The sequence below is a fragment of the Paenarthrobacter sp. CC6 genome (assembly GCF_040560085.1).
Classification (GTDB): domain Bacteria; phylum Actinomycetota; class Actinomycetes; order Actinomycetales; family Micrococcaceae; genus Arthrobacter; species Arthrobacter nicotinovorans.
Genome location: NZ_JARDAN010000005.1, coordinates 469,334 through 482,790, shown reverse-complemented (window position 1 = coordinate 482,790; position 13,457 = coordinate 469,334). Strand labels below are relative to the sequence as shown.

At 64.9% G+C, this 13,457-nt stretch carries 12 protein-coding genes; 4 read left to right on the top strand and 8 right to left on the bottom strand.

The window, feature by feature from the left end; genetic code table 11:
• Window positions 1-71 precede the first annotated feature (71 nt).
• From PV760_RS04690 to PV760_RS04680, 3 genes are all read left to right on the top strand, one after another.
• Window positions 72-2,303, top strand: a complete 2,232-nt coding sequence (locus PV760_RS04690) for an McrB family protein (RefSeq protein ID WP_055974383.1) — start codon at window positions 72-74, stop codon at window positions 2,301-2,303.
• A gap of 73 nt (window positions 2,304-2,376) precedes the next feature.
• The gene (locus tag PV760_RS04685; RefSeq protein ID WP_039240112.1) at window positions 2,377-3,585 is read left to right on the top strand and encodes a 5-methylcytosine restriction system specificity protein McrC; all 1,209 of its coding nucleotides are present in this window, start codon (window positions 2,377-2,379) and stop codon (window positions 3,583-3,585) included.
• 35 nt (window positions 3,586-3,620) lie between these two features.
• Complete coding sequence (locus PV760_RS04680; RefSeq protein WP_018777096.1) at window positions 3,621-3,875, top strand: PLDc N-terminal domain-containing protein; 255 nt, start codon at window positions 3,621-3,623, stop codon at window positions 3,873-3,875.
• 3 nt (window positions 3,876-3,878) lie between these two features.
• Here the strand turns inward: PV760_RS04680 and PV760_RS04675 are convergent, their stop codons facing one another.
• Window positions 3,879-5,546 carry an ATP-binding protein gene (locus PV760_RS04675; RefSeq protein ID WP_354627263.1) on the bottom strand — a complete coding sequence of 556 codons (1,668 nt, stop codon included), beginning with the start codon at window positions 5,544-5,546 and terminating at the stop codon, window positions 3,879-3,881.
• Window positions 5,547-5,645: 99 nt separating this feature from the next.
• On the opposite strand from PV760_RS04675, the gene PV760_RS04670 reads away from it, so the two are divergent.
• A complete protein-coding gene (locus tag PV760_RS04670; protein WP_064722050.1) occupies window positions 5,646-6,389 on the top strand; it encodes a response regulator transcription factor in 744 nt (247 codons plus the stop codon).
• Here the strand turns inward: PV760_RS04670 and fdxA are convergent.
• From fdxA to PV760_RS04635, 7 genes are all read right to left on the bottom strand, one after another.
• Window positions 6,386-6,670 (bottom strand): ferredoxin, encoded by a 285-nt coding sequence (fdxA, locus tag PV760_RS04665; protein ID WP_055974393.1) that lies wholly within the window; start codon window positions 6,668-6,670, stop codon window positions 6,386-6,388. The genes PV760_RS04670 and fdxA overlap by 4 nt on opposite strands.
• A gap of 6 nt (window positions 6,671-6,676) precedes the next feature.
• A complete protein-coding gene (locus PV760_RS04660) occupies window positions 6,677-8,176 on the bottom strand; it encodes an aldehyde dehydrogenase family protein (protein WP_193591013.1) in 1,500 nt (499 codons plus the stop codon).
• A 21-nt stretch (window positions 8,177-8,197) separates the two neighbouring features.
• Window positions 8,198-9,010, bottom strand: coding sequence for an SDR family oxidoreductase (locus PV760_RS04655; protein WP_354627262.1), 813 nt, complete (start codon window positions 9,008-9,010; stop codon window positions 8,198-8,200).
• Window positions 9,010-9,951, bottom strand: a complete 942-nt coding sequence (locus tag PV760_RS04650) for a dihydrodipicolinate synthase family protein (protein WP_354627261.1) — start codon at window positions 9,949-9,951, stop codon at window positions 9,010-9,012. The genes PV760_RS04655 and PV760_RS04650 overlap by 1 nt, the downstream gene beginning before the upstream one ends.
• 63 nt (window positions 9,952-10,014) lie before the next feature.
• Window positions 10,015-10,821, bottom strand: a complete 807-nt coding sequence (locus PV760_RS04645; protein ID WP_354627260.1) for an enoyl-CoA hydratase-related protein — start codon at window positions 10,819-10,821, stop codon at window positions 10,015-10,017.
• Window positions 10,818-12,068, bottom strand: a complete 1,251-nt coding sequence (locus PV760_RS04640) for a CaiB/BaiF CoA transferase family protein (protein ID WP_026267074.1) — start codon at window positions 12,066-12,068, stop codon at window positions 10,818-10,820. The genes PV760_RS04645 and PV760_RS04640 overlap by 4 nt, the downstream gene beginning before the upstream one ends.
• Window positions 12,065-13,447 carry an FAD-dependent oxidoreductase gene (locus tag PV760_RS04635; RefSeq protein WP_354627259.1) on the bottom strand — a complete coding sequence of 461 codons (1,383 nt, stop codon included), beginning with the start codon at window positions 13,445-13,447 and terminating at the stop codon, window positions 12,065-12,067. The genes PV760_RS04640 and PV760_RS04635 overlap by 4 nt, the downstream gene beginning before the upstream one ends.
• Window positions 13,448-13,457: the final 10 nt, after the last annotated feature.

The window sequence follows — 13,457 nt, the reverse complement described above, 5'->3', positions numbered from 1 at the left end:
TGGGGCCAATAGCACGTGAAGCTTGTGGATATCCAGATGCTTGGTTAAACCAAACAAGGTAAGTTGGCAGGGTGATTCCCTCCCTGAAACCTGCCATTGACCGCGCCCCCGGAGTCTCCAAGGAGATCGAGGACGCAGCCTGGTATGTGCTCGGTCCGGCGCTTCACGGGAAACCCTCGGCGCTGGATGGCCGGACGCTCACCTGGACTGCGGATGCTGCCGCCGAGCTCCTCGAGAGGCTCGAGCGCGGGGTGGAAGACTCCAAGGCGCCCATGATGACCAACCTTCGGAACAATCTGGAGGGCGCTTCCCGGGAAGCCAAGCTGCTGGCCGTCGAATTGCTCTTCCTGCAGTCGCTGCCGCTGGCGCACGAGGTCAAGTCCCTGAGGGTCAAGCGCGCCCGGGTAGCCGAGGCTGCGTCGTGGGTTGAGCCGCCCATCGAGCTTCCGGAAGAACTGTACGAGGGCATGACGGACCACGGGGTGATCCGCGACCGTACCGCAGAATTCAACTGGACCATCTGGGATCACCTGAAGTGGCTGTGCCGTTTCGTAGCCCACGTGGACAGCCAAAGCACGGCAACCATCAACAGGGCCCTCGCGGACCCTTTGATGTTCCACGAACTGGCAGCAGCAACGCCCGATGACCAGCCTGCCCTGCGCCGGAGCATCGAGTACTTGGTGTGGCCAAGTTATTTCGAGCCCGTGGTGGCTGACGTTGAACGCCAGGAAATCCGGGACGCCTTCGCCTCGCTGGTGGGCGGTGCCAAGGGTGACACGGATGAGGACATCACAGCGGACATCCACCGCATCCGGCTGCACCTGGACGAGCAGGCCGGGCAGCGCATCGATTGGTACGCACGGCAATTGGTGAGCCAATGGCGCAAAGTGGGAGACCCGGGACGCCGGTCCTGGCTCCTGCGGACCCACCATGACAACGCGGATTTGCTCGCTTCCTGGGTCGCCGAAGAGAAGGCAACCCTGGACGTGCAGCACCTCCGCACCCTGACCGCGGGCGTCACAGCCGGTGTCGTCCAGCACGCCGTGGACGAGGATTACAAACACTTGGGCTACGTGGAACGCGAAGACACCAAGACGGCTGTTTTCGCTTTCCTCACCGTCATGAAGCCCGGCGATCTCACGCTGTACCAGCATGCCGGCCGTGTGCGCGTTGGCGTGGTCCTTGGCGAGCCGGAGCACGACGAGGACAACCGCCGCATCCGCCGCAAAGTCCGGTGGTTCGACGACAGCTATGCCATCCCCGAACTTCCCCGCCACGCCCAGCGGCAGCTGTCCACCCCCGGCATCCTCGTCGATGTCACCAGGGTCATCCAGGCGCTGCAGGAACTGCTCCCCGTGGAAGCCGAAACCGACGGCGAGGACGAAGCGCCGCCCACTGTCGCCGTCGAGGTTGTGCAGCAGGGCTTCCGGCCTTTGACCGAAGAGTTCGCAGCGTCCCTCCACATGGACCTTGAGCCGCTGCAGGAGATCGCGGAACTGCTCGAAGAGAACCGCCAGCTGGTCCTCTACGGCCCCCCGGGGACCGGCAAGACCTACCTCGCCAAGCACCTGGCCGCTGAGCTCGCCGGTGACCACACCGATGAACGGGTGAAACTGGTCCAGTTCCACCCGTCGTACGCCTACGAGGACTTTTTTGAGGGGTACCGGCCGGACAAGACCGACGACGGGCAGGTGTCCTTCAAGCTGGTCGCCGGACCGTTGCGGCGACTCGCCGAGGAAGCGGCAAAGCCGGAAAACGCCCACAAGCCGTACTTCCTGATCATCGACGAGATGAACCGCGCCAACCTGGCCAAGGTCTTCGGTGAGCTGTACTTCCTGCTGGAGTACCGGGACGACCGCATCTACTTGCAGTACAGCCCCAACGAGCCCTTCAGCCTGCCGGACAACCTCTACATCATTGGCACCATGAACACCGCGGACCGCTCCATCGCCATGATGGATGCGGCCATCCGCCGCCGCTTCGCGTTCATCGAGCTGCACCCCAAGGTGGAACCGGTCCGTGGTTCGCTGCGCCGCTTCCTGGAGGCCCGCGGGCTGGACACCCTCAACGCGGACCTGCTGGATGCCCTTAATGATTCGATCGACGATTGGGACCGGGACCTCATGATCGGACCCTCGTATTTCATGAAGAACGCCGCCCAGAACCCCACTGGGTTGCGCCGGATCTGGAAGTACGAGCTCATGCCGTTGCTGGAGGAGCACTACCACGGGCAGCTGAACCGGGCCCAGTTGGAAGAGCGCTTCGGCCTGGACCAGTTGCTGGGACGTCTTGGGGACCGCTAACGCCATCCCCCCAAGGCCGGCGAGGGCACCGTCCAGTGCCCGGGGCGCCAACAAGGGGCCCCGGCACATCGTCATGGACGAGCTCTCGGGCGGGGTGGTGGAAAAACTCGATCCCGAATCCGCGGCTTTCATCAACACCAGCGGGCTGGCCAAGGCATCCCCCATGGGCATGGGCCTTTACCGCATTGAGCCCGCGGGCAAGGTGGGCTCCGTTCGGACGGCCACAGTGCAACTGGAAGTCCGGCCCAAGGACCGTTTGGGTCTCAGCCGCTTGCTGTTCCTGCTCAGCTACGCCGGGGACCAAGGTTTTCGCGACCATTCCGTGGAAGCCGTGGAGCACCCGGACCTGTGGAGTGCGCTGGCGGAGTCCCTGGCGCAGCTGGCCGATAAAGCGCTCAGCCGTGGGGTTCTGCAGGGCTACCTCACCGTCGAAGAGTCGTTGCGCACCGTCAAGGGCCGTATCCGGATCTCGGACCAGATCTCACGGCGTCCGGGAATGATGGTGCCGCTGGAGGTCTCCTATGACGAGTTCACCGAAGACATCGCCGAGAACAGGATCCTCCGGGCCGCACTGGAACGCATGGGCCAGGTTCCCGGGGTCCGTCCCGACGTCCTGAGCCGCTTGCGGCAGCTCAAGGGAAAGCTCGACGCCGTGACCCGCCTTCAGCCCGGCGCGCCGCTGCCGCCGTGGCGGGCCAGCCGGATGAACCTGAGATTCCACGCGGTGCTGCGCCTGGCTGAAGTCATCCTGCGCAATGCCTCCGCGGAGGCAGGCCAGGGCAGGCAGCAGACGGCGTCCTTCGTGGTGGACATGGGGCAGGTGTTCGAGGAATTCGTGGGGACCGCCCTGCGAAGCGCTATGGCCGCCCACCCGGGTGAGATGCGCCTTCAATACGGCGCGCTCCTGAACGAGGCCGTCCGGGATTCAGACCGTTTGACCGTCCGTCCGGATGCGGTGCACTTCCTGGGCGGCCGGCCCGTGGTGGTGTACGACTCCAAGTACAAGGCAGCTTCCGACGCCGGGGCTTCCCTCAGCGCTGACCACTACCAGTTGCTGGCCTACTGCACCGCCCTGCGGGTCCCTACGGCCTGGCTGGTTTATGCCGGGGCGGGGGAAGTGAAGCTGCGGCGCATCCTGAACACGGACATCGACATCGTGGAGTACCCGCTGGACCTGTCCCGGCCGCCGTCGGAAATCCTTGCTGCAGTGGCAGACCTCGCTGAACAGTCGTGGGGCGAAGTAGTACGCCAGGCTGTGGCGGGACGATCGGCGTCGGACTAGCCTGTGAAGTAGACCTTTCGCCCTGAGGAGGCACCATGGCCGGCAAGAAAACGTGGCGTGATATGAGCAAAGGGCAGCGCATCTCTGTGCTGGTCAGTGGTGCCGTGAACCTGGCGTTGCTGGTGGCAGCGCAGCGAAGCATCGCCAAAACCCCGGACTCGAACATCAGGGGGAAGAAAGTGATGTGGCGTGCGCTTTCGTTCATCAATTTCTTTGGGCCGGTCAGTTATTTCCTGTTCGGCAGGCGACGCGAATCCGGCTTGGTGGGCGGCACCCCGGCAAAACGCTGAGAGCTAGGCGGGCATCTTCACTGTGAAGGTGGTTCCGCGCCCGGGCTCGCTCTCCAAGGTGATGGTCCCGCCGTGCGCTTCAACAATGGCCTTGCTGATGGGCAGTCCCAGCCCAACCCCGGGGATGGCGCTCTTGCGGACCCCGCCGGCGCGGAAGAATTTGGTGAAGGCCTCGGCCTGTTCTTCCTCGTTCATGCCCATGCCCGTATCGGTGACACGGCAGAAGACAAAGTCCTCATCTTCCCAGGCCGCAACTTCCACATCGCCGCCGTCGGGGGAGTACTTGATGGCATTCGACACCAGGTTGTCCAGGACCTGGGCCAGGCGTGATGAGTCCACGCGTGCTTCCAGGGCATCGGGCAGGTCCATCGAGAGCCGGATGCCGGCCTTGGCTGCGCGGGGCTCGGCGGAGGTGACGCTTCCCCGCACCAATTCGGCAACGTCTGCCGTGTGTCGTTGAATGACGATCTGTCCGGATCGCACCGCCAACAGGTCCGAAACCAAGGTCAGCAGCCGCTCCGCGTTCCGTCTGACGACGTCGAGTTGTTTGCGGGAATGGGCATCGAGGGAGGCGTCGTCGAGGATCAGCTCGACGTAACCCAGGATGGACGTCAGCGGGGTGCGGAACTCGTGGGAGACGTTGGCCACGAAGTCATCCCTGGCTGCCAGCGCGTTCACCAGATCCGTGACGTCACTGAAGACCACCACAGAGCCCGCGAACTTTCCGGCGTCGTCCAGCATGGGACGGGCGCTGGTGGTGAAGGCCCGCTGTTCCTCTCCTGTACCCAGCCAGACCAGCTGGTCCGTGAAGCGTTCGCCCAGGACGGCGCGCCGCACCGGCCGGCGGTCGGGCGGCAGGGGAGTGCTCCTGTCAATGTCGAACACCAGCAGCTGGGATTCGTTGGGGTCGTCGTTGTCCGGCGGTGTGGCCAATGCGTGGGTCTGGCGCTGGCGCCTGTTCATGAGGATGTCGTGCCCGTCGCCGTCAACAGCCACCACGCCCAGCGGCAGGGCTTCCATGACGGTGTTCAGCAGCCGTTCCTGTTTGGTGCTGATACCCAGCGCTTCTTTCAGGGCCTCGTCCTTTTGCTCCAGGACGCGCTGCTGGCGCACCATGCTCAGGGTGAGCACACTCACCGAAACGCCGATGCCGAGGATAAGGATGGGGAACAGCAGGGGTTTGGTGAGGGCCTGTTCGCTGACCTGGTTATGAAGGAAGACCGGTACCCAGACAATTCCGAGCGGGCCCAGGAAGGACATGACGATGGCCAGCCGCGGGTAGAGGCCGGAAGCGCACAACCAGATGACAGGCAACACCACCAGGACACTGAGGCCGGTAAGCGCCTCCTGTCCGCCTTCCCTGCCGAAGGCTATGGAAACCATGTCCAGGATGGGGATGGTGAGGAAGCTGGCGAAGGGCAGGCGGTGCCAAGGAACCACAATGCACAGTGCCAACAGGAATGCCTGGCTCAGCAGGAAGATGAGGAACAACGGGTTTTCGAGTGTGGCGGGGATAAACAGCCACACCAGAATTGCCGAAAGACAGACACACACCGATAACGGCAATTGACTGAGGACAACCCGCATCCGCAGGGTATGTTCGTGGAACGAGCGCTGAAAAATCAACAATTTCTTCTTTTCGCCAATATCCCAAGCTGAGGGTTGGGTCATGGCACAACCACCACGGGTGCGGAAGAAATTCGGTTCATGAGATCAGCCTAACCATAACGGATATACTTCTGAGGTTATCGAAGGGGCTGAGGGGCAGCGATGAGTGAAGTACGTGTGGGGCTGGTCATTGAAGACGACCAGGATATTCGCGAGTTGGTGCGGGTAGTTCTTTCCCAAGCAGGATTTGATGTTCACACTGCGTCGACGGGTTCTGCCGGTGTGACGTCGGCCCGCGAACTCAACCCGGACGTCATCACCCTGGATCTCGGCCTTCCTGACATCGACGGTTTCGAGGTCGCACGGCAGATCCGTAAGTCCTCCGACGCCTACATCATCATGCTCACGGCCCGCGCCGAGGAACTCGATACTCTCATGGGCCTGGAGGCCGGTGGCGACGACTACCTCACCAAGCCTTTCCGGCCGCGCGAATTGCGTGCCCGGGTGGAGGCCATGATGCGCAGGCCGCGTGCGTCGTCGGACATCAAGAGCGCGCCGGAAGAAGCGGATCCGGAGATGATCCACAATGGACTGGCCGTTTCGGCCGGTTCCCGCACGGCAATCCTGAACGGCACCGAGTTGAAGCTCACCCGCACGGAGTTCGATCTCCTGCTGGCGCTCCTGGAAACCGGCCGGATCGTGCGGACCAAGGCCGATCTTGCCCGTCGCCTTCGCAACGAACCCTACGACGTCGGCAGCTACGTCAGCGACGCGGACGAACGTGCCGTAGAGGTGCACATGGGCAACCTGCGCAAGAAGCTGGGCGACAGCATCCAGGGCCCGCGGTGGCTCGAGACGGTCCGCGGCGTCGGGTACCGGCTCGCCCCGGCCGTCAACAACAACTAGGCAATCCGCAAGGGCTCGGCCGCGACCACAGGATGGTCGCGGGCCGGATCCTCGAAGAACTCGGCGTTCGCCCGGACATAGTCTGCCCACTCGTCCGGGACGTCGTCCGCGTAGTAGATCGCTTCCACCGGGCACACCGGATCACAGGCCCCGCAGTCCACGCACTCCGAGGGGTGGATATACAGTGAACGGTCGCCTTCGTAAATGCAGTCGACCGGACACTCGTCGATGCAGGCTTTGTCCTTCACATCCACGCACGGCTGGGCGATCACGTAGCTCATGGCGGGCTACACCCCTGTGTAAACGGTCTTGCCCCAAGTGAAGAAGTCCAGCGCGGAGCGGCCTTGTTCGCGGAACGTGTTGGTGGAGGAATCTTTGACTCCGCCGAAGGGAACGTTCAGGTCCAGACCCGCTGTTGGACGGTTCACTTTCACTACTCCGGCCTGTGCCCGTGCAGCAAAGTCGGTGGCCAACGCCAGCGAGTCCGTGCAGATTCCTGCCGTGAGGCCGTACCGGGAATCGTTGATGGCGGCCAGTCCCGCTTCGTAGTCGGCAACCTCGAGCACGGCCACTACCGGACCGAAAATCTCCTCCGTGACTGCGGCGTCGTCGAACGGCAGGTCCGTGAGGACGGCCGGTGCGAGGAACAGCGGACCGGTGGGGTCGCCGTCGTACTCTCCGTGCAGGAGCGTCGCACCGCGTTCGACGGCGGTCCGCACCGCGTCCTGGTCCTGCTCGAACTGCTGCCTGCTCACCACGGCCCCCATTCGGGCTTCACCCGAATCACCACTGCCAAGGCCGTCCCCGGGGTTGTAGGTGGCCGCTTCCGCTACGAGGGCTTCCAGGAAGGCAGGGCGGATTCCGGGTGTCACGTAGACGCGCGACGTTGCCGTGCACGCCTGGCCCGTCAGCCCGAATGCCCCGGCGGCCACCACCTGCGCGGCTTTGCGGGCATCGGCATCGTCCAGCACCAGGACCCCGTTCTTGCCGCCCATTTCCAACTGGACACGGGCCCGGCGTGCGTTGAGGATTTCCTGCAGCCCGAGACCTACCTTGGTTGAGCCGGTGAAGGACAGCCCGGCGATCCGGGTGTCCCGGGCCAGGGCATCGCCCACGATGCGGCCCTTGCCGTGGACCACATTGAAGACTCCCGCCGGGAGTCCCGCATCCTGGAGGGCGCGGGCAAGGTGCGTGGCCGAGAGGGGAGTGAGCTCGGCGGGTTTGATCACCACGGTGTTGCCGCTGATGAGGGCCGGTGCGGTCTTCCAGGCGGGGATGGCGATAGGGAAGTTCCAAGGCGTAATGAGCCCGACAACGCCCAATGCTTCGCGGCGGGTGGTAATGGTGGTGTCAGGAAGCCCACTGGGCAGGACTTCACCCGTGGCGGCCCAGCCCAGGGAGCCGAAGAAGCGGAGCACGTCGGAAGCCCGTTTCACTTCGCCCTTGGCTTCGGCCAGGGTCTTGCCCTCTTCACGGACCAGATCCTCGGCAATGGCGGCCTGGCGGTCGAGGAGGAGGTTTCCGGCTGCGATCAGTATGGCACCGCGAGCCGGTGCGGGCAGGGCGGCCCACGCAGGCTGCGCGGCAGCAGCGGCCGTGATGGCGGCGTCCACGTCCTGGGCGGAGCCGCTGGGGGAGAGCGCGGCGAGCTCATCCGGACGGGCCGGGTTCATCCGCCTGGTTCCGGCCTCGCCGAGCCATTGGCCGTTGATGAGGTGCTGGGCGGTGAGGTGTGGTCCGGGGGTGTCGCCGGTTGTGAGGCTGGTATCAAAAGTCGTGGAGGTCATGTCGGTCCTTAGGTAGATGGGTTACAGGCTGCGGATCAGGCCGCCGTCGCACCTGAGCGCGACTCCGGTGATGTACGACGCCGGTGCGCTGCACAGGAAGGCCGCGGCGGCACCGAACTCGGCAGGTTCTCCATACCGTCGGGCGGGTATGGTCTTGCGGGATTCGAGCTGGATGTCCTCCAGTGTGGTACCCCGGCGTTTGGCGGCGGCCTGGTCCAATTGGGCAACGCGGTCCGTGGCGATCCTGCCGGGAAGGAGCAGGTTCACCGTGACATCGTCCAAGGCGACTTCGGCCGCGAGGGTCTTGAGGTAGCCGGCAAGCGCGGCACGACCGGTGTTGGAGACCGCCAGGTTGGGGAGCGGGGCAGTGACCCCGCTGGAACCGATGGCCAGGATGCGTCCCCAGCGGCGTTCACGCATTCCCGGCAAGACCCTGGAGACCAGGGCGTGATGGGGTTTGACCAGGAGGTCGAAAGCCGCTGCCATGTCCGCCGAACTCAGGGTCGCGGCGGCGCCGGGCTTGGGCCCGGGACCGTTGAGGACCAGGATGTCGATCGGGCCGAGGTTTGCCACGGTCTGGTCCACGGCGGATTCGATGCCTTCCTCAGTGCCCAGGTCAGCTTCGATCGCGACCGCGTCGAAGCCGGTGCTGCCAAGAGTTCCCGTGCCGTAGGCGGCCTGCAGTTCGGCAACGATTTCCTTGGCCCGCTCACGCCGTCTGCCCACCACTGCCACCCGGACGCCTTCGGCGGCCAGTGCCCGTGCAGCGGCCAACCCAAGCCCGCCTGTCGAGGCCGCTACGAGCGCTGTCTTTCCTGCGATGCCCAGATCCATCAGATGCTCCCTGCTGTGGTGTGTGCTGCCAGTGCGGCAGCGGCTTCTGCCAGGTGCAAGTTCATGGCCTCGCGCAGCACGTCCGGGAATCCGGCCGCCGGTGCACGGACGCCGGAGTCCTTGATAAGGCCGCGCTCGCGAAGGCATTCCTTGCGGATGGCGAGGGCAACTTTCGCCTGTTGCTCAAAGTTGATAAGCGGCAGGTATGGCTGCAGTTCGCGTTCGGCGGCTGCATATCCGGCGTCCTGCCAGGCCCGCACGCAGGAAATGAGGGCTTCCGGATAGGAGAAACCGGTCATGGCACCGGCTGCGCCTGCCAGGAGTTCATCCAGGAGGCCCTGGCCGCCCAGGCCGCCGAAGATGGAAACCCCGACGGCGGCCCGCAGCTGCGCGATGGCCACGCTGGTGGGCGGGGCTTCGGCTTTGACTGCGATGACCGAGGCGCAGGCGTTGACCGCAGTGATCAATGCCGGTGTCGGGATGCTGACGCCGCTGGCGAGGGGATAGTCCTGCAGGACAACCTTCGCCCCTGTTGCCCGGTGGATGGCATCAAGGTGGGCGATGACTGCTTCGGCGCGGGGCGAGTTCGCTTGCACCATGACCGCGGCAAGGCGCGGGCCGGCGATCTGCTGTGCGGCCAGGACCTCTTCGATGGCCGGCCGGGTGGCCAGAGCGGTGATGCCCACCACCAGCGGAAGGGCGGTGCTGTCGATGACCGTTTCCAGGACATCGCGGCGTTCCTGCGGTGTCAGGGAGGCCGCTTCGCCGAAGACGCCCAGGACGGTGAGGCCGGTTGTCCCTATGGCCTCGTAGTGCTCCACGAGTCCGGCGAGGCTGTCCAGGTCCACGTCCAGGGTGCTGCCTTGGAACGGCGTGGCGACAACGCCCCATACGCCGGGCGGGAGGGATTCACGGTTTTTGGGCGCAGAAGAGAGAGGCATGTGGTTCCTTTCAGTGCAAATGCGGTGCTGTGGTGCCTGAAGTGGCTGGTGGTGGGCGCTTACTCAGCGGCCGGGCCACACAGGCGGACGCTTCTCCTGGAAGGCCCGGACGCCTTCTGCGGAGTCCTCGCTGTCCAGCGCGGCCATCAGGGCGGGAAGACGCATGCCCCGGGCTTCCTTGGCCGTGAGGTGGCCGGTCCGGCTGACCATTTGTTTGACGGCTTTGACCGAAGTGGGCGCGCAGGCAAGGATCTGCTCCACCCAGCGCTGGACTGCGGCGTCGAGTTCCTCGGCGGGTACCACCTCGTTGACGAGCCCCATGGAACGCATTTCGGCAGCATCGGCCTTGCGTCCGGTCAGCAGCATTCCCATGGCCTGCGTGTAGGGGACGCGTCGCACCAGTTGGTGGATGCCGCCGTCGAGCGCCAAGCGCCCGACCCGGGGTTCGGTCAAACCGAACTTCGCGGTATCGGCCGCCACCACGATGTCTGCGCCGAGCACGATTTCCATGCCGCCGCCCAAGGCATACCCGTTGACCCGGGCGATGACGGGGATGTCCAGGCTGGTGCGGAGGCTGAGGCCGCCGAAGCCGTTGGGGTCCAGCCCTGCCCAGTATTCCAGCCCGGTCTTGTCCACTGCCTCTGCCGACATGTCGGCGCCAACGCAGAACGCGCGAGGCCCGGCGCCGGTGACCACCACGGCCCGCACGGATGGATCTGCCTCCAGCCGGGCCCAGATTTCGTTGAGCCGTGCGTGCGTGGCGCCGTCCACGGCGTTGAGCACGCCCTGCCGGTCGATGACCACGGTGGCGACTCCACCGGTGATCGTCAGCGTGACCTCGTCCACGGTTTCTTCAACCACGACGCTCATCGCAGGACTCCCAACTGCTGCAGGCGTTCGATGGTTTCCTCATCGAAGCCGTTTTCCAGCAGGACCTCGACGTTGTGCTCGCCCAGCCGGGGTGCTGTCCTGCGGATGGTGGGAGGGGTGGCGGAGAGCCGGATGGGAGCATTCAGCATTTTCACGGTGCCCACCGTCGGATGTTCAGCTTCGACGATCATCCCGTTGGCTTCGGTCTGTGCGTCGGCGAGCGCTTGCTCCAAGGTGTGCACGGGGGCGTTCAGCAGGCCCTGTTCCTCAAGCTTCGCGGTCCAGTATTCGGTGGTGTTCGTGGCGAAGTGCTCCCGGAAGATTGCCTGGAGGGCGGGTTTGTTCTTGAACTGTTGTTCCAAGGTGGCGAACCCGGGCCGTTCGGTGAGGTCCTCGTCGAGGTCCAGCGCATCGGAGATCCGGGCCAACGGGTCCGGGGTGAAGCCACCCACCATGCACACGGCGCCGTTGGTGGTTTCGAAGACTCCGCTCAAAGGCATGGCACCCCAGTTGACCTCGTAGCCGCGGTTGAGCTGCATGCACGCTTCCTGCATTTGGAGGTGCAGCATGGAGTCGTACATGGTCACTTCCACCTTTTGGCCGGTGCCCGAGGTCTCCCGGGTACGCAGCGCCAGCAGGATGCCCTGCATGAGGTGCATGCCGGTGATGTAGTCGCACAGGGTGGTGGGGTAGATGGCCGGCTTGGCGTCTTCGGACTCGCGGCGCCACATCACGCCGGAATAGGCCTGGGCGATCGCATCCTGGCCGCCTTTGTGGGAGTAGGGTCCTTCGGGGCCGAAGCCTGTGCCGGAAGCCCAGATGATGCCAGGGTTCTTTGCGCGCAGGTCTTCGTAGCCGAAGCCCATGCGTTCCATGACGCCTGAGCGGAAGTTGCTGACCACGACGTCTGCGTCGGCCATGAGCCGGTGCAGTACCTCGCGTCCCTCATCAGTGCGGGTGTCTACGGAGACGCTGCGCTTGTTCCGGTTGATGGACAGGAAGATCGGGTTGTCCTGCCCGTCCTGGTCCGGGAAGGAGTTGCGGGAAATGTCGCCGGCGCCGGGCCGTTCCACTTTGATGATGTCGGCACCGTAGTCGCCCAGCAGCTGGGTGCAGGACGGGCCCATGAACACTTGGGTGAAGTCCACGATCTTGATGCCGTCCAGGGGGAGCCGCATGGGTGCCCGGGACTCTGCGGCGTGTGCCGCCGTCGTGTGTTCTGCTTGTTCCAGGGTCACGGTGCTCATGCCGGCACCGCTGCTTCGGAGTCGACGGTGGCGTTCGACGACGGGACGTCGCCCGGGTCTGCACCGTGGCGGCGCATGCCCTGCTGGATGTCCGCTGCCGCGACATCGCGGACCAGGACGTTGTTCTCGACGGCGAGAGCCGCCGCGACGCCGACGGCTTGGCCCATGGCCATGCAGGGCGGGATCTCGCGGGACATCTTCTGGGCCTCGGGCGTTGCCGAGTAGTGCCGTCCGGCCACCAGGAGCTGGTCCACTTCCTTGGGCAGCAAAGAACGGTAGGGGTAGTAGTAGTCCCGGCCGCGTGCCACGGTGTCTGCGAAGTGGCGGCGCTGGGTGACGTCGTCCTTGGTCATGACGTATTCGCCTTGCAGGAGCCGGGTCTGGCGGACGCCCATCTGGGAGGCGACGTCCAGCATGTAGCAGTTTTCGAAGCCCGGGAGGTTGGCGCGGACGTAATCCACGGCCTCGGAGATCCGGTCGCGGGCAGCGAACTCTGCTGCGGTCATGTCGGCGGGGTCGACACCGTCGAAACCGGTCATGTGCGGGGCGTTGCACCAGACGACGCCGTCGATGGGGGTCTTGAGCCACCACAGTTCCCAGGCGCCGCCGAGGAGGCGCTTGATCTTGCGGTTGATGGCGCGGGCTTCCTTCGGATTGGCCTGCTCGAAGGCTTCGGCCGCGTTGGTATCGACGTTCCCGAGGCGGAAGACCAAGGTGGTGAGGTAGTTGTCCTTGGCGTAGCTGGCACCGGCACGGGATGCGACGTCGATGTCACCGGTGGTGTCAATGACGACGTCGGCCATGAAGGCCTGCGGGCCAAGTTTCGTTTCGCAGATGACGCCCTTGATCACGCCGTTGTCCACGATGGGACGGGAGAACCAGGAGTGCAGGCGGAGGTCCACTCCGGCTTCGCGGACGAGGTCGTTGGATACGCGCTTCCAGCCGTCGGGGTCGAAGGCGGCGGCGTAGCAAATGGGCTTGGGGTTGGTGTGGGAGTGGAAGTCGAAGGTGCCGAAGCGCCCCCACTTGTTCCAGAGTTCCTCGGAGGTCTTGCGGTCATCGGCCGGCGGGACGATGGCCAGGCCCAGCTTCTGCAGGCGTTCGACGTACTCGGAGACGATACCGGTGACGGTGATTTCCTGGCCGTTGATCATGTCGTCGAGGACAAGGACCATGCCGCCGGAGGCGAGGCCACCCAGGGATGAGTAGCGTTCGAGCAGGGTGACCTTCGCGCCGGAGCGCGCTGCGGTGACGGCGGCGGCCACACCGGCGGGCCCGCCACCTACGACGAGGACATCGGAGCGGGAGATGACCGGGGCGGTGAGGTCCGCCGTCGAAGTGCTGAGTTCGAGGGACGTGTGGTGTTCGAACGGGTTCATGGTGAAGTCC